20 protein-coding genes are annotated in these 21234 nt (G+C 59.4%); 12 read left to right on the top strand and 8 right to left on the bottom strand.

Features of this window, described 5'->3' with window-relative positions; genetic code table 11:
- Positions 1–31: 31 nt before the first annotated feature.
- Genes DMP17_RS13330 through DMP17_RS13340 form a run of 3 tightly spaced genes read left to right on the top strand, consistent with a single transcriptional unit; the run spans position 32 to position 1670 of the window.
- Positions 32–346: an ArsR/SmtB family transcription factor gene (locus tag DMP17_RS13330; protein ID WP_337829562.1), complete on the top strand. Its 315-nt coding sequence runs from the start codon at positions 32–34 to the stop codon at positions 344–346.
- 3 nt (positions 347–349) lie between these two features.
- Positions 350–865, top strand: a complete 516-nt coding sequence (locus DMP17_RS13335) for a rhodanese family protein (protein WP_337829563.1) — start codon at positions 350–352, stop codon at positions 863–865.
- A gap of 25 nt (positions 866–890) precedes the next feature.
- Positions 891–1670, top strand: coding sequence for a sulfite exporter TauE/SafE family protein (locus DMP17_RS13340; protein WP_337829564.1), 780 nt, complete (start codon positions 891–893; stop codon positions 1668–1670).
- Here the strand turns inward: DMP17_RS13340 and DMP17_RS13345 are convergent.
- The 7 genes from DMP17_RS13345 to DMP17_RS13375 all read right to left on the bottom strand — a co-directional run bounded on the left by DMP17_RS13345 (position 1667) and on the right by DMP17_RS13375 (position 10749).
- Entirely contained in the window at positions 1667–2410 is a 744-nt protein-coding gene (locus DMP17_RS13345) for a hypothetical protein (RefSeq protein WP_337829565.1), read from the bottom strand. The two genes, DMP17_RS13340 and DMP17_RS13345, sit on opposite strands and share 4 nt — an antisense overlap.
- 140 nt (positions 2411–2550) lie before the next feature.
- On the bottom strand, positions 2551–2916 hold the full coding sequence (locus DMP17_RS13350) for a hypothetical protein (RefSeq protein ID WP_337829566.1): 366 nt from the start codon (positions 2914–2916) through the stop codon (positions 2551–2553).
- A gap of 123 nt (positions 2917–3039) precedes the next feature.
- Positions 3040–4239, bottom strand: coding sequence for a class I SAM-dependent methyltransferase (locus DMP17_RS13355; protein ID WP_337829567.1), 1200 nt, complete (start codon positions 4237–4239; stop codon positions 3040–3042).
- Entirely contained in the window at positions 4236–5291 is a 1056-nt protein-coding gene (locus tag DMP17_RS13360) for a nitrilase-related carbon-nitrogen hydrolase (RefSeq protein WP_337829568.1), read from the bottom strand. The genes DMP17_RS13355 and DMP17_RS13360 overlap by 4 nt, the downstream gene beginning before the upstream one ends.
- 4 nt (positions 5292–5295) lie before the next feature.
- Positions 5296–6855 carry an FAD-binding oxidoreductase gene (locus DMP17_RS13365; protein WP_337829569.1) on the bottom strand — a complete coding sequence of 520 codons (1560 nt, stop codon included), beginning with the start codon at positions 6853–6855 and terminating at the stop codon, positions 5296–5298.
- A 1-nt stretch (position 6856) separates the two neighbouring features.
- On the bottom strand, positions 6857–8113 hold the full coding sequence (locus DMP17_RS13370; protein ID WP_337829570.1) for an MFS transporter: 1257 nt from the start codon (positions 8111–8113) through the stop codon (positions 6857–6859).
- A gap of 110 nt (positions 8114–8223) precedes the next feature.
- Complete coding sequence (locus tag DMP17_RS13375) at positions 8224–10749, bottom strand: TonB-dependent receptor (RefSeq protein WP_337829571.1); 2526 nt, start codon at positions 10747–10749, stop codon at positions 8224–8226.
- Positions 10750–10791: 42 nt separating this feature from the next.
- Between DMP17_RS13375 and DMP17_RS13380 the strand changes: the two genes are divergently transcribed.
- The 6 genes from DMP17_RS13380 (at position 10792) to DMP17_RS13405 (ending at position 16456) form a co-directional block, all read left to right on the top strand.
- Positions 10792–11553: a hypothetical protein gene (locus tag DMP17_RS13380; protein WP_337829572.1), complete on the top strand. Its 762-nt coding sequence runs from the start codon at positions 10792–10794 to the stop codon at positions 11551–11553.
- Positions 11554–11643: 90 nt separating this feature from the next.
- Entirely contained in the window at positions 11644–12489 is an 846-nt protein-coding gene (locus tag DMP17_RS13385) for an HpcH/HpaI aldolase/citrate lyase family protein (RefSeq protein WP_337829573.1), read from the top strand.
- Complete coding sequence (locus DMP17_RS13390) at positions 12482–12991, top strand: MaoC family dehydratase (RefSeq protein WP_337829574.1); 510 nt, start codon at positions 12482–12484, stop codon at positions 12989–12991. Before DMP17_RS13385 ends, DMP17_RS13390 begins: the two co-directional genes overlap by 8 nt.
- 16 nt (positions 12992–13007) lie before the next feature.
- The gene (locus tag DMP17_RS13395) at positions 13008–14171 is read left to right on the top strand and encodes an acyl-CoA dehydrogenase family protein (protein ID WP_337829575.1); all 1164 of its coding nucleotides are present in this window, start codon (positions 13008–13010) and stop codon (positions 14169–14171) included.
- Positions 14168–15364: a CaiB/BaiF CoA transferase family protein gene (locus DMP17_RS13400; protein WP_337829576.1), complete on the top strand. Its 1197-nt coding sequence runs from the start codon at positions 14168–14170 to the stop codon at positions 15362–15364. Before DMP17_RS13395 ends, DMP17_RS13400 begins: the two co-directional genes overlap by 4 nt.
- A 3-nt stretch (positions 15365–15367) precedes the next feature.
- Positions 15368–16456 carry a CaiB/BaiF CoA transferase family protein gene (locus tag DMP17_RS13405; protein WP_337829577.1) on the top strand — a complete coding sequence of 363 codons (1089 nt, stop codon included), beginning with the start codon at positions 15368–15370 and terminating at the stop codon, positions 16454–16456.
- 40 nt (positions 16457–16496) lie between these two features.
- Here the strand turns inward: DMP17_RS13405 and DMP17_RS13410 are convergent, their stop codons facing one another.
- On the bottom strand, positions 16497–17249 hold the full coding sequence (locus DMP17_RS13410) for a GntR family transcriptional regulator (RefSeq protein WP_337829578.1): 753 nt from the start codon (positions 17247–17249) through the stop codon (positions 16497–16499).
- Between the two features lie 44 nt (positions 17250–17293).
- On the opposite strand from DMP17_RS13410, the gene DMP17_RS13415 reads away from it, so the two are divergent.
- The 3 genes from DMP17_RS13415 to DMP17_RS13425 are packed head-to-tail and all read left to right on the top strand — an operon-like array spanning position 17294 to position 21218.
- Complete coding sequence (locus DMP17_RS13415; RefSeq protein WP_337829579.1) at positions 17294–18535, top strand: MmgE/PrpD family protein; 1242 nt, start codon at positions 17294–17296, stop codon at positions 18533–18535.
- Positions 18532–19851: an MmgE/PrpD family protein gene (locus DMP17_RS13420; protein ID WP_337829580.1), complete on the top strand. Its 1320-nt coding sequence runs from the start codon at positions 18532–18534 to the stop codon at positions 19849–19851. The genes DMP17_RS13415 and DMP17_RS13420 overlap by 4 nt, the downstream gene beginning before the upstream one ends.
- The gene (locus tag DMP17_RS13425; protein WP_337829581.1) at positions 19848–21218 is read left to right on the top strand and encodes a phenylacetate--CoA ligase family protein; all 1371 of its coding nucleotides are present in this window, start codon (positions 19848–19850) and stop codon (positions 21216–21218) included. Before DMP17_RS13420 ends, DMP17_RS13425 begins: the two co-directional genes overlap by 4 nt.
- The last annotated feature ends 16 nt before the right edge of the window (positions 21219–21234 follow it).

Below are 21234 nucleotides of genomic sequence, written 5' to 3' on the forward strand. Positions count from 1 at the left end.
ATTAGCAATATCTAATGTAAAGGAAGCAAGCATGAAGCCGCCGATGGATTTGGCCCTGTTCACCGAAAAAGCTGCGGAAGTTGCACAGCTTTTGAAGGCAATCGGCAATGGCCGCCGGTTGATGATGCTGTGCAAGCTTGTCGAACAGGGTGAAATGACCGTGGGCGATTTGGCGGACGGCGTGGGATTGTCGCAATCGGCGCTGTCACAACATCTGGCTAAAATGCGCGACGAGGGGCTTGTTGCCTATCGTCGGGAGAGCCAGACCCTCTGGTATCGCATCGCCGATCCGCGCACCGAAGCCTTGCTCGCCACCCTTTACCAACTTTACTGCAAGGACGTTTAAGCCATGACGACATCCATTACCGCACGCGACGCCGAACGCATGATCCGCGATGGCGCGTTACTGGTCGATATTCGCGACAGCGACGAATTTGCGCGCACGCATATTCCGGGCGCGCTAAACATTCCGCTCGCCAAGCTGGACGGGCTGGAGACCGGTGACCGCCAGATTTTATTCCATTGCCGTTCGGGCGCGCGCACCCAAGGCAATGCCACGCGGCTTGCCCAAGCAAGTGGCGATGCGCCTTGTTATATTATCGAAGGCGGGCTTGATGCCTGGGCCAAAGAAGGCTTGCCGGTCGCACATGACAAGAGCCAGCCGCTGGAAATCATGCGGCAGGTGCAGTTGTTAGCGGGTGCGTTGATTGTAACCGGTGTTATACTCGGTTTCCTTGTCGCCCCGGCCTTTTTCGGCCTGTCCGCCTTTGTCGGCGCAGGTTTGATGATGGCGGGCGCGACCGGCTGGTGCGGTCTGGCCCGCCTGCTGCGCGTCATGCCGTGGAACCGTCCGGCGCTCGGATAAAAGTATAAACTGAAGGCATAGAAATATGGCACCCGAAACCATCCTGCTCGCGCTTGCTGCGGGCGGCGTGATCGGCATTATTTTAGGGCTGGTCGGCGGGGGCGGTTCCATCCTCGCCGTGCCGCTGCTCGTCTATGTCGTCGGGGTAGAGTCAACACAGGCCGCGATCGGCACCGCAGCGGTTGCGGTTGCGGCCAATGCGCTGATCGGGGTCGGCGGCCATGCGCGCGGCGGCACGGTCAAATGGCGCTGCGCCTTGGCCTTTGCAGGCGCAGGCATGGTTGGCGCGGCAATGGGCGCGGAAATCGGCAAGGCATTTGACGGCGCGCGGCTGCTTTTGCTGTTCGGCCTTTTGATGATCGGCGTAGGCGTGATGATGTTCCGCCCACGCAAAAGCGCGCCCGATCCCGATGTGCGGCTCACCCGCGATAGTGCCGCCATCCTGCTCCCGCGCCTCCTTCCGGCAGGATTGGGCGTGGGGATGGCGGCAGGCTTTTTCGGTATCGGCGGCGGCTTCCTCATCGTGCCGGCGCTTATGGCCGCGACCCATATGCCGCTGCGTTATGCGGTCGGAACCTCGCTTGTCGTAGTGGCCGCACTGGGGTTCACCACCGCTGCCTCCTATGCGCTGTCCGGCTATGTCGATTGGCCGCTCACCGGCCTTTTGATTGCGGGCGGGGCAGCGGGGTCAATGCTCGGCATCCTCGCAGGCCGCAAGCTGTCCGCCCACAAAAACCTGCTCGACCGCTTATTCGCATTGGTAGTGATCGGGGCCGGAATTTATGTGGTGGTGCGGGGCGTTTAACGCTCCAGCTCGACCAACTCGTACCAGGTTTGCATATAGCCGCCGACCCCGCCTTGCACGAAAATGGAGTCCGCGTCCGCCGTCACCCACATATCATAATGGGGATGAGGCACGCCGCCCATGCCGGAGCCTTCATCATCGACAAAGCGGTAATGGCGGCAATCGAAGGTTCCGGCTTCGACCGTGACCGTTTCTTCGCCGACATATTCAAGGCCTATATTCACCTCCGAAACCAGCGGTGGGGTGGCCCCGCGATGGTCGGGGGAGGGGAGATACATACGCACATTGCGGCGGTGCGGGCCTTTCCCTACATCCATCACGCGCGTGGTATAGCCATCGCCTGCAATCGGATGGGTGCCAAAACCGTCAATCGCTCCGCTATACGGCATTTTCTGCGAGATACGCCCGATGGACGGCCCAAAGCTTTCGCACTCGATAACGCCGCCACTTTTCCCGCCATCCGGGCCGGGAACATGGTGCATCCAGCCTGATCCCATCATCTTGTCATCGACCGTCAGATGGACATGCAAATCTTGCGGACGGCCTTCGCTGTCGAGCGTATAGATGATGTCGCGCAGCACCTTGGGTTCCGGTTCTGCAATTTCGCAGCGCGCGCGAAAGATGGTGGAACCGTCGCTATGATGGGTGAAGGTAAACCATTCATGCCCGCGTTCCTGGTCCAGCATTTCCGGCTTTTTGGAGGTGTAGCGGATACGCCCTGTGATAGTCCGGTGCTGCATGATGGTTCCTCTCGATCCGTTTTCTCTATGGTTTGCCCGATGAATTCACCGCTAGCCCTGAGCCTGTCGAAGGGCGCTTGGCACTATTGCACCCCGTCCTTCGACAGGCTCAGGACTAGCGGGTTATTTTAACGCGGCCTTTAGCTTTCGCGCAATTTCGCGCTGAGTTCGGCCATGCTGGGTTCGGGGGCGGCTTGCATGGCTTCCATTTCCTGCTGCATCCCCCGCATGATGCGCGCGACATATTCCTTGGTCGCGACCGCGCGTTCATAAGCGGCCTCGCCGGTCGCTTCATAGGCGTCAATGTCGGCACGGCTGATGCTGCCCTTGGCGTCAAGCAGGCGTTCAACCGTGTCGAGCCGCTCCTTGACCACAGCCACTTCCGCCGCGACCGCCATCAAAACGGATAGTGTGCGTTCGGCATTATAATCCTTGAGCGTATCGGGGCGCTTGCCCTTGGCGCGGGTTCCGGCGCGGGCAATCCAGTCAATATTATCGTCAGTCATTGCGATACTCATTCTTCTCAATTCGTCCCCATTCCGTTCGTGTCGAGCGAAGCCGAGACACATTAGTGCTGGGGTATCCGCCTCTCGACTATGCTCGAGGCGAATGGAGGATGGGGGGCATATTCACGCAGCAGGCTTCCACGCCCCATAAGCATTCCACGCCGCTGCCCGGCCATGATCTTCGGCAGCGCCGTCGGGGGAGGCGGGGAAGATGGTGCGGTCAACCACGGCGAGGACGCGCGCGGTAAACTGGCTATCGCGCGGGAAACCTGCTTCCTCCATCACCTGCTTCAAATCCAGCGCGTGCATCGCCGACCAATATGGCTCATTATTGTTGAACGCATCCCAATCGCGGATGAACTGTTCATAAAGCGGCATATCGTCGGTATATTGCGGCTGTTCCAGATGGAACATCAGCCCGCCGGGCGCTAATACGCGGGTCGCTTCGTCGATGATTTTCGGCAGTGCCTTGCCCGACAATTCATGCAGGAACATGGTGGTCTGCACCCAATCGAAATAGCCATCGGGAAAGCGGCTCAAATCCTCCGCATTCATTTGCATGAAGGTGAGGTTTTTGGCGCCCAAGGCCTGCGCGCGGGCATGGGCATAGCGCAGGATCGCCGCGCCGGTATCAATCGCGATAACCTCCGCGTCCGGAAAAGCGAGCGCCAAGGGCACGATATTATGTCCGACCGTGCAGCCCAAATCGAGGATACGTTTTGGCTGCCAGTCGGGGCGTTCTTTCCTGATCCATTCGACCAATGCCTGACCGCCGCCATCGGACAGCGCGCCAAGCCCGCCGCCGGTGGTCGCAAACAGGCCGCTGTCATAATTCGCGCCTGCCGACATATCGCCGGGCCGTTCTTCGCCCTGATAATTGCCCGGCATACAATGGATGTCGGTGGTCTGCATATAATGGGGGATGACCAGATCGGGATCGAGCTGCAACGTGTCGCGGCCTTCGTTGAACTGGCGCACCTTAGCGGATAGCTCGTCAATCTGGCGCAGGGCAATGGAACGGCCGTTCTGCTGGCGCATTTCCATCGAATTGCGCTTCAGTGCCGACCAGTAACGGTGCCAGTCATCCTCGTTCATCGCATCGCGGATTTCAAACCGGTCCTTGGGCTCGCGGCCATGCGTTTCCTTGAACTTAGGCAGTACGCGTGTGTCATAGGCAATTTTATTGCCCGGCCCGATGCTGCCCGACAGATATTTGTTGAGCGCGGTGAGGAAATTATAGCGCGCGGCTTCATCATGCGTGGGTTCGGGAAATACCGCATGACGCGCAACCGCTGTATAAGGCGGGGGTACGTCCTGTTTCATATCAGTCCTTCCTTCGATAAACGGTCGATAATCTGTTCCTGCACGCGCACGAAATGGTCGCGGTCGGGGGTTGTGACCTCGCCATCGCGCATCAGGCTATCGGCGGGCTGGTGCGTGTCGGCACCATAGACCGGCGCGAACAGAGCAAGGCGCTGGCGGCTCAGGAAATTGGTCATGCCGTTTTTGCGGCGCGCGGCGCGCAAGGCGGCAATGTCGATATCGGCAAAAGCGGTAAAGGTTTCGCCGGGGCTCGATTCGGCAAGCGCCTTGCCCTTATAGTCGATGACAATCGAATTGCCGTCCGCCGATGCGACCGGCATCGCGGTGCCTTCAATCCCTGCGGTATTGGCCGAAACGACATAAGCGATATTTTCAAAAGCGCGCGCGACTTTGGCGATTTGCTTGGGGGTCGCGAGCGGGGAGCCGATTTCCGAGGAGGAGTGGCAGAAAATTTCCGCCCCGCGCAACGCATGGGCGCGCGCGATTTCGGGATAGAGAATTTCCTCCGATGCGATGGCCGCCAGATTGCCGATCTCGGTTTTCGCAACTGGGAACACCCCGTCGAGGCCGTAAATATCGAGATATTTGGACCACACATCATGCGGGGTCGGCGCGAACATCGAATTGAGCCGGCGATAGCGCAACACCACATCGCCCGATGGCGCAATCACAAAGCTGGTCTGGAAATAGATGCCGGGGAAATGCGGGTCACGCTCATAGGCATTGCCCGACAGGTAAAGATTTTGCGCCTGCGCGATTTTGCCCAATGCCTCATATTCCGGACCGTCCATATCGAGCGCGGCCTTTTCGGCAAAATCGGGGATGGAAATGCGCCCCGGATAGCTGGTCAGGAAATATTCGGGCAAGACGACAAGCCGTGTCGCCGTCCCCGAATATTGCTGGATGAACACCGAAGAGGCGCGCATCTTGGTGCCAATCTCTTCGATCTGCGCGAGCATTTGCGCGCTCGCCGCAGCACGGTCGGGCTGACGCTCGACCGAACGGGCGGCGATTTGCAGCGCAAGGGCGGAATAAGGCTTGGGCGCGTCCATCGTCTTATAATCCCAAGCTGCCGGGGTTCATCAATCCCTTGGGATCGACCGTCTGCTTGACGGCTTTAAGGATGGCCCAGGCATGGGGATCGCTCGCTTCTTCGAGCGGATAGGCGCGCGCGACCTGCAAATGGGTGGCGTCCAGTTCGCGGAAGATCCGGATAATGCCAGCGCGTAGCTTATCGACCAAGGCGCGCGATGCGGCATTGGGCGGGAAGCGGTTGAGCTTGGCGAGATGGTCGGCTTCGAGCGACCGGCAATGGATTTCCTCCAGTGCGTCGGGCCAGAAAAAGACCGGCTCGATAAGGCAGGTGGAGCGGCTGACTGCCGCGAGCATCGCGCCTGCGGCTACGCCCAGTTCATCCATTTCGGTCCGGTTGTCCGCGAATAATTGCTGGATGCGGTTCCATCCTTCAACAAGCCGACTGTGCGGCAGGAAGCCGTGGACCGGCACCCAGCGTTCGCCATCCGGCCCGACCATAGAATTGACCGGCGGGAAGGGGTTGGCGCGCAGGATTTTGGGAATCGTATTTTCAATGGCCTTGCCGCCATGTTTGGTTGCAATCGCCTCGACCAGCTTCATATCGGCATCGACCGCGCTCTGGTGCCGCCCTTCGGCAACGAGGTGGAGCGAGAAGGGGACGTCATCAAGAAAACTGCGTCCGGCGGCGACGACCTTTGCGCCTTCCTTCAACGCTTTGAACACCGATCCTTGCGCCTTCATCATATTGACGAGCGACTTGGCATCTTTGGTGAGGCTGTCGCGCTTCATGCGCTGCGCTTGCAAATAAGGGTCAAAGCCGAAGCTTTCCGACGCCAGTCCCTCGCGCGCAACTTCGCTCATCGCGGCAAAGAAAGCGGCGGCATCGGGGAAGGAGAAGCTGCCATAAGCAAAGGCAGTGCCTTCGCGCACCAGCTTCAACGTAATCGTCGCCTTGACGCCGAGCGCGCCGCAATCGGCGGCGAATATGCCGGTAATGTCGGGGCCGAACGGGCGGAAGAATTGGCTGCCGGTGGAAGCGATGCTGCCATCGGCCAGCACGACTTCAAAGCTTAAGGCCGCATCCACCACTGTGCCGCCCGATGCGCCCCAGAATACACCATTCTGGCTCATACCACCGCCGACGGTCGCGTTGATGCCGGACAATGTGCCCCACGCCAACGCGCGCAGGCCCTTGGGATGGAGGAAGCGTTGCAACTTGTCCCAACTGCATCCGGCCTCGACCGTGACCGTCATATCCTCTTCATCAAGATGGATGATGCGGTTCATCGCGCCGGTATCAATCAGCAAAGCCCCGGCTTCGGGTGCAAGATAGCCGCCGGTATAGCTCATGCCCCCGCCACGCGGGACGATGGCAATGCCCTGTGCGGTCGCTGCCGCCACACCGCGCGCAAGCATTTGCGTATCGGTCGGGCGGAAAATGGCGAGCGCGAGCGGGCCATTGCTGAACACATCTTGCGAATAATAGCGCAGCTCGTTCGCGTCGGTGATGAGCGCATCGGGGCCGACTGCGGCGGTGAGGGCGTCGAGCGCGCCCGGTTTTGTGCTTGTTTCTACAGTCATGTCATGCAGCTCCTGCGGGCTTGGCGTCGAGGTCGGGGTAACGGCCGAGCAGCAGCAGCAATGCGCCGCCCACTGCAAACATGCCGATGGCGACCATCAGGATAAGGTCATAGCTACCCGTGCGGTCGCGCACGAGGCCATAGATAATCGGCGATACCGCAGAGCCGATGGCAAAGGGCATATAAAGGACGCCGTAGATGCGGCCATAAAAGGCCATGCCGAAATATTTAGCGGCAAGGAATGCGATGACATCGGATTCGGTGCCAGCCGCAAAGCCGAGCAGGAAGCCGCCGATAATGACATGGCTCATCGTCGCTTCGGTGCCCATCAGCAACCAGCAGGCAATGGCCGGAAGGAGGAGGGCAGGGAAGGCTATCCCCGGCGCCCAGAAACGGTCGAACAGGAAACCGACGAGCAAGCGGCCGACAAGGATGCCGATGGCAACCACGCCCAGCACACTTGCGCCGACTTCTGCGGAAAAGCCGTGAAGGCCGACAATTTGCGCAATATGGATATGCGCGCCGCCATAGGCAAAAGCGGTGAGCAAAATCGACACAAGCAGGATCCAGAAGCGATAGCTTTTCAACGCTTCGCTCAATGTGAAGCCGACAATCATGCCGCTTTCATCGGAAACCCCGGCGGGCCGTTCTTCGGGGCGCGGCTCGCGGAACCATAGCCAGGCGAGCGGGAGCGCAACGCACAGGGGCAAAAGCGCCACGACCGGAAACGCCATGCGCCATCCACCGCTCGCAATCGCCTTTTGCGCGATTTGCGGCACGACCATAGCCGCAAGGCTGGTCCCCAACAACATGATGCCGAGCGCCAGCCCGCGATGGCGGTTAAACCATAAGCTGATCGCGCGGCTCCATGTCACCGGCGTCGATCCGATACCGATAGCGCCCAATATCGCCCAGAAAACAAGATAGCCGCCATAGGTGGACGGCACGAAGAAAAAGGCCCCGAACACAAGGCCGAACAGGAAGAGCGACCATAAGACGACTGGCCGCACGCCATAACGGTCGGACAGGCCACCAAAGAGCGGTGCGAACAGGGCCGCGATAATGCCGAATACGGTAACGCCCGAACTGATCGCGGCGAAATCCCATCCGAACTCCTTATGGATCGGACCCATGACCAGCGGCAGGACATTGAACGGAAGCGGGGACGCCCCGCACGCCACGCCGATCAGCGCAGCGGCAAGCGGCTTGCCGCCCATTTTAAATTCGGAACGGTCGCCCGTTATTGCGGCACTGGCCATTGGCGAAAATCTTCCCTTCATTAAACATATAAGGCGCGGGCCTAAATCAGGCCGCGCATCGGGCGGAGGCAAGCTTTAACAAGCCCGCCGCCGCCCTTTTATGATGCGGATCAAAAATTATAGCGCGCGCGGGCCATCCACGTCATCGGCGCATCGATATAGCGCGTATTGACGAGCGAGGTATTGGCGGCTGTTTCGTTGAAACAGTTCGTGCAAGCCACCGACAACTGCCATTTCTTGTCCGCGCCGTTGAGTGCCAGATTGGCGTTCACAAAGACAGCGGAGGGCGAATAGGAGCCGTTGAGTATCTCGCCACCAAATGCGTTGCCCGGATAGGGACCGTCTACCTCACTGCTGCTGCTCTGCCCGCTATAGATGGTGAAGTTGGCCGCTGCCGTTTCCTGATGGGTGCGATAGCTCACATTGACCGACGGGACCAGCGACATGCCATTGGTTCCCAGCGGCAATTCATAGCTGGCACCCGTGGCAATCGTCCAGGTGGGCGTGCGTGTCGGGTGGGCGATGCTGCCATCGGGGCGGACAATGCCCGCGCCGCAAGCCGGTGCCTTGGGGCCAGCAGGGACATAGCCTGCGGCAATCGCATTCTGACACGCAATCTGCTGCGCCCATACCGCCTGGATACCATATTCGTCATATTCGGGCGCATCGCGGTCGATCTTATATTTTGCGTCCTGATAGCCGATATTGGCATAAAGGTTGAGCCCTTCGACCGGCACCAGCGTGAATTCTGCTTCCGCACCCTTGTTGCGCATATCGGCAAAGTTACGGGTGATGAAGGTCACGGAACCGGTCGGGCTGACCAGCGCCGACGGTGTCTGGAGATCGCTCACTTCGGTGTAGAAGAAGGTGAGGTTGGCGCGGAAACGGCGGTCGAACCAGTCCGACTTGATCCCCGCTTCATAGCTCCACACTTTTTCCGGGCCAAAGGGAAGGAAGGCGTTCACCGATGTAGCGCGCGCATTCCAGCCGCCCGATTTGAACCCGCGGGTTGCGGAGGCAAACAGTAGGATGTCCCTGTTCACATCATAATTGATGGCAAAACGCGGGGTCCATAGTTTCGCGCTGATCTTGTTGGGGACGCGTGCGACCGGTGCGGTCGGGTTGGTGGGCACGATATTGCCGACCAGATTGCCGGTTTCAAGACAGGTCGCTTCGGTAAAGCCGTCATTACAGCTTGCGCGATTGTCATGCACCGCCAGCGTCTTGGTTTCATAGGTGTAACGGATACCGCCGGTCAGCTTGAGCGAATCGGTCACATTGACGTCGATCTGCGCATAACCGGCCAAGGCTTCGGTCTTGTTGCGCAAGATGCGGTCGGCCAGCACCAAAGTGGTGGTCGGCGACAGCGTGAAAGTATCGGCAAAGTCGGTGCGATTTTCTTCGACCAGATAGAAAGCGCCCGCAACAAAGTCGATCAGCCCGTCGGCAAAGCTGCCATTAAGCTTGATTTCCTGACTAAATTGTTCGTGTTGGCCGTCGGTCAAAATCGAAAAGCCGCCGCGCGCATAGCCCTTATAAGGCGGCGAGGGGTTGGCGAGGCCGGGACCGCTGGTGCCGTCATAAAAGTCCAGCGCATATTGCTGGTCCTGACTGATATAGCCGGTGATGAGGTTGAGCGTCATCTTGTCGGCGACCTCCACCTCGAAATTGGAGGTGACAAGATCGGTCGTGGTATAGTTGCCAAGCAGGAACGTCTTTTTGCGTCCGCTGATCGGCAGTGTCGCGAAGGGCGAGGTTGCCGATGTCTTGCCCGACGGGATGCCGGTGCTGACAAAACGGCCCTTGCAATCATCGGGATCGGCGCGGCTACACTGGCTGTTCAACAGATTTTCGCCATTGGCGACGATATGGGCGTAAGAGCCGTGCCAGCGCACCGACGGGCTCATTTCCCCGCCCAGTCCCAAGCGCACGCCCCAGCCATCATCATCATTGACGCGCTGGCCGGTGGTGATGTTTTTGGCATAGCCGTCATCATCCTGCCAATAGCCGCTCAATTTGATCGCGAAGCTGTCGGACAGAGGCACATCGACCGATGCGCGCGCCACTTTTTTGTTGAACCGGCCATAACCGATTTCGGCATAGCCGCCGAACTGGCTCTTGGGTTGTTTGAGGATGACGTTGACCGCGCCGCCCGTGGTGTTGCGGCCAAACAAAGTCCCCTGCGGTCCGCGCATCACTTCGACGCGCTCTACATCGAACAGGTTGATATTGTTGGAATTTTGGCGGCTCAGATAAATATCATCGACATAGGTGCCGACCGGCGGGTCAAAGGTCGCGATGGTTTCGGTATTGCCGAGGCCACGCAGGTAAAAAGCGTTGGCGGTTCCGATGCCGGTATTGTTCATCGACACAAGGTTGGGAACGAAGCGGCCCAGCTCCAGCGTGCTGGCAACCCCCTGTTTTTGAAGCTGGTCGCCCGAAAAGGCGGAGATGGCAATCGGAACATCCTGCACGCTTTCCGAACGGCGCTGTGCGGTCACAACAATGTCGTCAATGCCGCCCTGGCTTTCTTCGGCAACCGGTTGGGTATCTGCGTCTGTTGTCTGTGCATGGAGCGGCGTTGCGATCACGCCTAAAGCCAGAACACTGCTCGCACTTAGCAGGAGATGCTTCATCAATTTTGGTCCTTCTCCAAATCCGCACGCATTTTCACGCGGATGCAGTTTTTTATTTGTCCGGACAAATTTTCATGTAATCAAGTGTCTGTCAAGCGCCTCAACAGCGGAAAGGGAAATTTAATGCAACTCGCCGATCTGGCTTATCCGACGATGGTATATTTTCACTTGTTTCTCTTTGTCTTATGGCTGGGAGGCGATGTTGGTGTGTTCCTTGCCGGACAGAGTTTCCGCAAGCGAACCGTCTATAGTCTGGACCAGCGAATCGCATTATTAAAGCTGCTCGTTCTCATCGATATGACCCCGCGCACGGCATGGGCGCTGATGGTTCCTGTGTCGCTTTCCGTGGTTAAATTGGGTGGCTATTGGGACGTGCCGGCGGCGCTCATGGTGGGCGCATGGATTGCCGGTCTTGCATGGCTGTGGCTCGTCTGGGACGCGCATAATCACGACATGACGCCGCGCGCTGCACGCAACCGCAAAATCGAATTCTGGCTCAAGGGCGTCATCACTGTCGGCTATTTGTGGCTCGGCATTCAATCGCTCGCGACAGGTGCGCCGCTGGCACCCACTTGGCTTGCGAGCAAGGCGCTGTTGTTCGGGCTGATTTTCGTCGCTGCCATCATGATCGACGTGGCGTTCAAGCCGGTCGGTCCCCAGCTTGGCAAATTGCTTGCCGAAGGGTCGAGCGATGAAACCGAAATCCCGCTGCGCCGCACAATGGACCGCACCCGCATCTGGGTGATGCTCGTTTATGCGCTGCTGATTGCGACCTCGTTCCTCGGTTCGGTCAAACCTTTTTGAGCGTAGAATGAGCGCGATAGCAATTTTGCGCTTGACTTAAAAATTTGTCCGGACAACTTTAGGCGGACTTCGATAGGGGAGATCAATAAAATGCACGCGGCCGCAGGCCTTTCTTCGATGCTGTTTGTTCCGGGTGGAAAACCGGAACGCTATGCCAAAGCCTTGAACAGCGCAGCCGATGCCGTCTGTATTGATCTGGAAGATTCGGTGCCCGCCGCCGATAAGGCGATGGCGCGCAAGGCTGCGCTCAATGCCATTGCGGAAGGTGATTCGCGGCTGGTGCTGCGAATCAATGGCGTGGCGACCCGTGCGGGGCTGGAAGATATATTGGCGCTTGCCGATGCGCCGGTCCTGCCCCCGCTCCTCTTTCTCCCTATGGTCGAAAGCGTTGCGGAAATCGGGATTGTCACAGCCGTGCTTGGCGATAAATGCCCGCCGCTCGTACCGCTTATCGAAACCGTCAAAGGTCTGGAGGCCGCAGGCGCGATTGCGTCCGCTCCGGGCGTTGCCGCGATGATGTTCGGCGGCGGTGACTTTTCTGCAGAACTGGGCGTTGCGCTGGCGTGGGAACCGCTGCGCACCGCCCGGGGTCTTTTCATCATGGCCTGCGCGCGCGCCGGTGTCCCGGCAATCGACGTGCCGTTTATCGCGCTCGACGATGCCGAAGGGCTCGTCGCGGAAGCGGCGGCTGCCAAAGCTATCGGCTTTACCGGCAAGGCCGCCATCCATCCGGCGCAGATCGACCCCATCAATCAGGCCTTCCGCCCCACGCCCGACGAAATCGCCGAGGCCGAAGAGGCGCAGCAGGTTTTCGAGGCGGCCAATGGCGCCGCCGTCCGTTTCAAAGGCCGTATGCTCGAAGCCCCGATCATGCGCCGGTATCAAAGAATTTTGGAACAAAGGAATTTGGCAATGCGGAGCAACAAAAATGCGTGATGGTGTAATGGAAGTCAGCCCCGGTCGTTTCCGGGAAACCTTCGGACGATCCTATGAGGATTTTGTCGTCGGGCATATTTACGAACATCGCCCCGGACGCACGATTACCGACACGGACAATGTGTGGTTCACGCTGCTCACGATGAACACCCACCCGGCGCATTTCGATTATGAATTTGCGAAAAAAACCGAATTCGGAAAACCGCTCATTTGCTCGCCGCTGACGGTCGCACTCATGGTCGGTATGTCGGTATCGGACCTCAGCCAAAAGGCCGTCGCCAATCTTGGCTGGGACAATATCAAGATGACCAAGCCGATGTTCCCCGGCGACACGCTTTATGCCGAAAGCGAAGTCATTGAAAAGCGCGAGTCCAGCTCGCGTCCGGAACAGGGTATTGTGACGGTCAAGACCATCGGCAAGAACCAGCATGGCGAAGTGGTCTGCACCTTCAACCGCACCATGCTGATCTGGAAGCGCGGCTTCGGCCCGGTGGACGATTGAGGAACAGGCAGAAATCATGGCTGAACAACGAACCATAGATCCGGCGGACGAAGCCGCGTTCCTCGACACGATTGACCGCTGGATTGAACGCGATGTGCGTCCGGTGGTGATGCACCATGACCATAAGGACATCTGGCCCGCCGAACTGGTCGAACAGATGAAGGAAATGGGGCTGTTCGGGGCCACCATTGGTCAGGAATATGGCGGTCTGGGCCTGCCCGCGACCACCTATTCCAAGATCATCACACGCATTTCCTCTTACTGGATGGCGCTCACCGGCATCGTCAATTCGCACCTTATCATGGCGGCGGCGGTGGAGCGGTTCGGCACCGAAGCGCAGAAGGAAAAATGGCTGCCCTTATTTGCCAGCGGCGAAATTCGCGGCGGGCTGGCGCTGACCGAACCCGATGCAGGCACCGACCTTCAGGGCATCCGCACGACGGCTGTGCGCGACGGCGATGATTATATCATCAACGGCACCAAGACCTGGATTTCCAACGGCATCCAGGGAAGCTGCTTTGCGCTGCTCGTTAAAACCGACCCCAAGGCAGAACCGCGTTACAAGGGCATGAGCTTTTTCATCGCGCCCAAGGGCGACGGTTTTACGGTCGGCAAAAAATTCGACAAGATGGGCTATAAGGGCATCGACAGTGCCGAATTGAATTTCGACAATTATCGTATCCCGGCGGACCATCTTATCGGCGGTGTGGAAGGCGAAGGCTTTTTCCAAGCCACTGGCGGGCTGGAGCTTGGTCGCATCAATGTCGCGGCACGCGGCGTCGGCCTTGCCGAAGGATCGCTGCGTCTTGCGACCGAATATGCGCAAATCCGCAAAACGATGGGCAAGCCCATCGCGCAGCATCAGGCGATCCAGTTGAAACTGGGCGAAATGGTAACGCGCGCGGAAGCGGCCCGCTTGCTCGTCAATCAGGCGGCAGAAGCCTATGATCGCGGCGAACGCTGTGACATGGAAGCGGGTATGGCGAAGTTTTTCGCATCCGAAGCCGCCGTCCGTAACTCCGAAGAAGCGATGCGTATTTTCGGCGGTTACAGCTATTCCAAGGAATATGAAATTGAACGCTATTATCGCGATGCGCTGCTCATGTGCATTGGCGAAGGCACCAACGAAATGCAGCGCATGATTATTGCAAAGCAGTGGCTGAAAAGGAACCCGGCGTGACCGCCAATACCCTTCCTCTGGCAGGATTCCGGGTTCTTTCTGCCGAGCAATATGGGGCCGGCCCGTACGGCACCATGTTCCTCGCGCAAATGGGGGCCGATGTTATCAAGATCGAACCGCCCAAGGCCGGTGATACCGCCCGGGCCGTCGGTCCCCATTATTTGCGTCAAGGCGAAAGCCTCTATTTCCAGAGCTTCAACCTCAATAAACGATCCTTGACGCTCGATTTGAATAGCGCGGACGGGCAGGAAATCCTGCACCGTCTCGTCAAGACAAGCGATGCGGTGGTCAATAATCTGCGCGGCGATTTGCCCGACCGGATCGGCCTTACCTATGAAAAATTGTCGCAGTTCAATCCCGCGGTCGTCTGCGCGCATCTGTCGGCTTATGGCCGCGACAATGAACGGGCGCGCTGGCCGGGCTATGATTATCTGATGCAGGCTGAAGCGGGCTGGCTCGCGCTCACCGGAGAGCCGGACGCGCCGCCGACCCGTGCGGGCTTGTCGCTGGTCGATTTCATGACCGGCACGATGATGACCATTGGTCTCCTCGGGGCCTTGGTCGATGCACAGCGCACCGGCATCGGTCGCGATGTCGATGTCGATCTGCTGTCGGCTGCTGTGCATCAGATGAGCTATCCTGCCGTCTGGTATATGAATGAAGGCGATGTGACCGCCCGTGTTGCGCGTTCGGCGCATCCTTCAGTCACGCCAAGCCAGATGTTCCGCGCTGCCGATGGCTGGGTATTCGTCATGGCTCAGCTTCCCAAATTCTGGGATATTCTGGTGGAGCGTATCGGCCATCCGGAACTGGCGAGCGATGCGCGTTTTGTGACGCCCGCTGACCGACTCGCCAACCGCGACATATTGACAGACCTGTTGGACGGTATTTTCTCGACACAGCCGGTTGTGCATTGGGTGGACTTGCTTGCAGGCCATATGCCCGTGTCGCCGGTATTCGGTTTGGATCAGGCGCTCGATAATCCCTATCTGGAAACGACCGGGATGATTGATACAGTATCGCATCCGGACCGTCCGGAAATGCGCGTGCTGGCCAATCCCATCCGCATGAATGGCGAACGCCTTCCCAACCGCGCGGCCCCGCTGCTCGGCGCGGATACCGAAACGGTGCTGGCCGAAGCCGGTTTCGATGCGGCTGAAATCGCATCGTTCAAGGAAAAGGGCGTCGTCTGACCCATGGGCAAGCTGTCGGGCATCAAGGTTGTAGATCTGTCGCAGTTTCTGCCCGGCCCGATGCTGTCCGTCATGATGGCGGATCAGGGGGCTGAGGTCATCAAGGTGGAACCGCTCCACGGCGACCCCGCGCGCGATCAGGCGCCGTTTGAGCAGGGCCAGTCCATCTGGTTCCGCAACCTTAATCGCGGCAAGCAGAGCGTTGCGCTCGACCTTAAAAGCGATGAAGGGCGCGCGGCTTTATGGGCGCTCATCGACGATGCCGATGTGTTTATCGAAGGCTTTCGTCCCGGTGTCATCAAGCGGCTCGGCTTTGATTATGACGTGGTCGCCGCGCGCCGCCCGTCCATTGTCTATTGCTCGATTTCGGCCTTTGGTCAGGAAGGCGCGCTCGCGCACCATCCTGCGCATGATATGGCGACACAGGCAATGGCGGGCTTCCTGTCGGTCAATGACGGGCCGGACGGGATGCCGGTGGTGCCGGGTGTGCCCGCCGCCGATATGGCAGCGGGACTTACCGGCCTGTCCGCGATATTGATGGCGCTCATCGGGCGTCAGGCGAGCGGCAAGGGCGATTATGTCGACATTGCCATGTTCGACGCGATGCTGCCTTGGTGCGCGCATATTGTCGGCGATGCGCTGGGCGGCGGAGAACCGCCGCGTTCGTCGAGCCAACGGTCATTGGGTGGCGCGGCTTTCTATAATGTTTATGAAACCGCCGATGGCCGCCATGTCGTGCTGGGCGGGCGCGAATTGAAATTCGTCGCCAATCTGTTGAACGCACTTGAACGACCCGATCTTATTCCTTTGGGGAGCGCGGAACCGGGCGAAGCGCAAGCGCCGCTTATCGCGTTTTTGCGCGATACGTTCAAAAGCCGCACGCGCGATGAATGGGTGGCTTGGTTTGCCGATAAGGATGTGGCTTTTTCGCCCGTCCTCGATTTCCGCGAAGCCTTTGCCGCGCCGCATATTGCCGAGCGCGGGCTGATGGTCGAACAGGATGGCGCGCATCATATCGCGCCGCCGATCCGCTTTAAGCAAGAACAGCCTTGGACGCCCGCAGCGGCGCCGGAGCTTGGCGGCGATGGTTGAGCGGACGGGTAGGGCTCTTCCGGCGGACGCGGCTTTTCCTTTATTTGTCCACTTCGATATGCATCGAATAGGCAAAACGGTCGCCGGGATGGTAGCTTGCCGAAATTTCGATAATCCGGTCCTTGGCGTCAAGGTAGCAGCGCAGGATGCGCAGGCACGGGCTGCGGCGCGGCACCCGCAATTCCGCCGCCACCGCACCGCTCGCGGCCACCGCCTGGATGTCCTGCGTCACGCGCGTGATGGTTTCGCCCGAAAGCCGCTCCAACTGGCGGAAAATCGTGTCTTCATTGGGCTTGATCTGCTGCGCGGCGTCCGCAAAATCGGGATGGATATAAGCGTCGGTGAGCGCAATCGGGTCGGCCTGACCGGGGCGGATACGCAAACCGCGGAAATGGTGCCAGCGTCCCTCGGCAGGATTGCCGATATGGACCGCCATCTTTTTAGGCAGCGTCGCGGTGCCCATTTCGGTGAACAGATAATTGGTGTCGCGCGCATATTGCAATATTTCGCCGACGTTGGAGAGCGGCTGGTGGAGCGCACCGCCGCGCGCGGACGCGGGCTGGATGACCGTGCCGGAACCGCGCCTGCGCTGGATCAACCCTTCATTCTGGAGCGCGCGCAGCGCCTCGCGGACCGTGAAGCGGCTCACCCCGTAACGGGTGCACAACGCGCTTTCGGTTGGAAAATCATTGGTATCAAGATAATCGCCGCGCAATATTTCCGTGCGCAAATCTTCGGCCAAAATCTGGTAGCGGGGCTTTTTGCCATTTGTCTTCTCAACCGGGGTCGACAAAATGTTAGTCTCCTGTCCAACTTTAATGCGTCGGAGTTTAATACATGAACACCGATAACCATAGCGTAATCGAACATATTGCAAAGCATTTGCAGCGCCCGATAGAAAATATTGTCAGGACAAGAGCGCGGCAGCATCTGTTGGACTGGATCGCGTGCGTCGCGGCGGCGCGCACATCGGCGGTTGCGGTAATCGAGCGCAGCATCCCGCAACCGGCGGTCGCGCGGGCGGCCTGGCTTGGCAATGTTATGGAAATGGACGATGTGCATCGCACCGCCATCTTGCATCCCGGTCCCGTAGTATGGCCCGCCGCTTTGGGCGTGGGCGATGATAATCTGGATAACGCGCTTGATGCCGCCATTCGCGGCTATGAAGCGATGATCGCCATTGGCGCAAGTTTCGACGCGCGCCATTATGCCTATTGGCACAATACGGCGAGCGCGGGCGGCTTTGGCGCGGCGGCGGCAGCAGCATTGCGCTTGGGCGCGGATGAAGCGCAACTTGTCTCGGCGATGGGCTTGGCGGGATCGGTTACGGGCGGTTTCTGGCAAATGCGCCACGAGCCGGTCATGGCCAAACAGTGGCATCTTGCCCATGTGGTGACGACCGGCACGGCGGCAGCGCGGCAAGCGGTGGCGGGCATCACCGGCCCGCGCTTTATATTGGAAGGCCCGCAAGGCCTTTATGCCGCGACCTGCGCCGGACAAGGCGTGGTCGAATATCGCGACGGCTGGCGCATCAACGAGGTGAGCTTCAAGCCGTGGGGCGCGTGCCGCCATGCCCATCCCGCAATTGACGCGGCGCTGGAACTAAAAGCGCAAGGCGCGTTGCACGGGCCGGTGACGGTCTCCACCTATCGCGACGCGCTGACCTTTTGCGACCGGCCTGATCCGAAAAGCATATTGCAGGCGAAATTTTCGCTACAACATGCGGTTGCGATCGTGATGGAACGCGGGGTGCCACAATTGGCCGATTTTGAACCCGATGCGATTGCGGCACTTGCCGATGCGCGCCGTCAGGTGACGGTTGAAGAAGATGCGGACTTTACCGCTGCTTACCCTGCCCATTTCGGCGCTTCGGTTTCGAGCGCAAGCGGCACCATATCCTTGACCGATACGCGCGGTGACCCCGAACGCCCGCTTGATAGCGACGGTGTGGTCGATAAAGCGCGCGCGCTGATGGCGTGGGGCGGGATTGAAGCGGGCGCAGCGGACAAGGCCATCACAACCGTGCTGGAAGGCAGCCGTGTATCCGACATAACCGCCTTGCTGGAGGAATGGTTATGAGCGTGACCGGCAGCGCAACTAGCAAAATTTTGGACTTTGCCCGCGCGCAGCATCGCCTGCCGCCACAAGTGCGCGATTGGGCCTTGCATTTGCTCGGCGATACGCTGGCGACGGGAGCCGCAGGCTCGACCGCACCGGGCGCCGATGGCGTTTTGCGCGCCGCGCAAGGCTGGGGGCAGGGGGGCGATTCCCGCATTATCGCGCGCGATCTGCGCCTCCCCGCCGCAAGCGCGGCCTTTGTTAACGGCTTCCAGATCCATTGCCTCGAATGGGATGCGGTGCATGAACCCGCCGTGGTCCATGCGCTGTCAACCGTGACGGCGGCGCTGATGGCAGCGATTGACCGGCGCGGGGGATGCGATCCCGAAGAGGCGCTGGTCGCGCTCGCGGTCGGTGTCGATATTGCCAGCGGGTTGGGGATTTCCGCGACCTCGCCGCTCCGCTTTTTCCGGCCGGCAACAGCGGGTGTAATCGGCGCGGCGCTGGCGGTTGCGCGTATCGAGGGCGTGGAAAAAGTCGCCGATGTGCTGGGCCTTGCCTATTCGCAGGTCGCGGGCACAATGCAGGCCCATGTCGAAGGCTCAATTACGCTTCCTCTACAGATTGCCCATGCCGCCCGCGCGGCGGTTGCGGCGGTCGATCTGGTCAAGGCAGGCCTCACCGCACCGCATGATGTGCTGGAAGGACCATTCGGCTATTTCAAGCTGATCGACGAGGGCGACCCGTCCACTTATGCCGCGATTATCGGGCAGGATTGGCTGATCGGCGAGGTCAGCATCAAGCCTTTCCCGTCAGGCCGCGCGAGCCATGCCGTGCTGTCCACCATCGACCGGTTGATGCGCGAAGGGGCGATTTCTGTCGATAATATCGCAAGCATCGAAGCCTTTGTGCCGCCGCTTATTCAGCGGCTCGTCGGGCGGACATTCCTGCCCGATATGACACCCGCTTATGCGCGGTTGTGCCTGCCATTGCTGTCGGCGCTCATGCTGACCGATGGCCGCATCGACCCGCGCCGCTTTACGCCCGCGACCTTTACCGACCCCGTCATACAGACACTCGCGGCCAAGCTTAGCATCACGCTTGACAGCAATAGTGATCCCAACGCCTTGTCGCCGCAACGGCTGGTTGTGACCTTGACCGATGGCACCAGCATCGAGCGGGTCATCCCGCATACGCTCGGCCATCCGCTCGCCAAGATGAGCGACACCGAAACCCAAGCCAAACGCAGCCTCGCCCGCGACCTTGCCGCAAGCGAGCCTGATGCGCGGCTGTTCACCGATCCCCTCTCTTATTTTTCATCTCCGGAGTCCGTATGACCTTCCCTACCTATTTCGAAGCCTTTGATGCCAAGCAGATGCTGGAGGAATATCCGGTCGGCGATGCGTTCACCGCGCGCTATACCGCGATGAGCCGCGATGAACTCCACGCGCTCCAGAATGAGCGGTTCCTGAAATTGATGAAGCGCGGTTGGGAAATCCCTTTCTATCAACGCCTGTGGGGCGCGAAGGGTATAGAAGCCGCCGACATTAAAAGCCTTGAAGATATTACCAAACTGCCCGTTTACGACAAAACGGACCTGATGGCCTCGATTGCCGACCATCCACCTTATGGCGATTTTGGCGGGCTGGGCGGACCAGACCGCGCGCCGACGATTTTCCATACGACCTCCGGCACAACGGGGCGCCCGCAAGCCTTGCTGTTCGGTCCCAAGGGCCGCGAAATTACTAATCTTTTGGTAGGTCGCATGTATCGCTGGCAAGGGGTCAGCCCGTCCGATGTGGTACAGTCGGTTTATGGCCACGGCATGATTAATGGCGGCCATTATATCCGCGAGGCCGTCACCCATTTCACCAACTCGATCTTCCTGTCAGCAGGCACGGGCATCGAAACCCGCTCGATCAATCAGGTCGGTTTGATGGCGGATTTCAACGTGTCGGTGCTGGTCGGCTTCATCGACTATATCCGTAAACTTGCCGAAGTCGCCGAAGCCGAAGGCCTGCTCGACAAGATCAACATCAAAATGATCTGCGGCCATCTTGGCACCGAAGACCGGGCCAGCGTTGAAAAAGCATGGGGCGGGGCGAAGGCCTATGACTGGTATGGCGTTGGCGATACCGGCTCTATCGCGGGCGAAGGACCGGAACGCGACGGGCTTTATGTGTGGGAAGATGCGCAATATCTGGAATTGCTCGACGTTGATAGCGGCGCGGCGGTCGGTGCGGGCGAAACCGGCGACATGGTAGTCACCTGCCTGTTCAAGGACGATATTGCGCCCTGCATCCGCTTCAACACGCACGACATTACCCATGAACTGACCGGTGCGAACCAGACCGGCATGGTGTTCAAGCGCATCGCGGGCTTCAAGGGCCGCAGCGATAATATGGTGAAGCTGCGCGGGATTAATGTGTTCCCCCACGCCATTGGCGCGCTCATCGAAAACCGCGCCGATTTGACCGGCGAATATGTGTGCAACCTCACCCGCGATGGTGCCGGGCGCGACGATATGTGCGTGACCTTGGAAAGCCGCGGCGGCACCGACGCTGCGCAATTGTCGCATATGCTGCGGCAAGGCTTGGGCGTTGAAGTAACCGTCAAGCTCGTCGGCGTCGGCGATACCGCTGCTGCGACACAGATTGATGTGCGCCAAAAGCCGATCCGTTTGATCGACGAGCGTGGATTGTGAGAGGTTTGCAGCCCGG

It is taken from the genome of Pseudonocardia sp. TMWB2A (genome assembly GCF_017312135.1).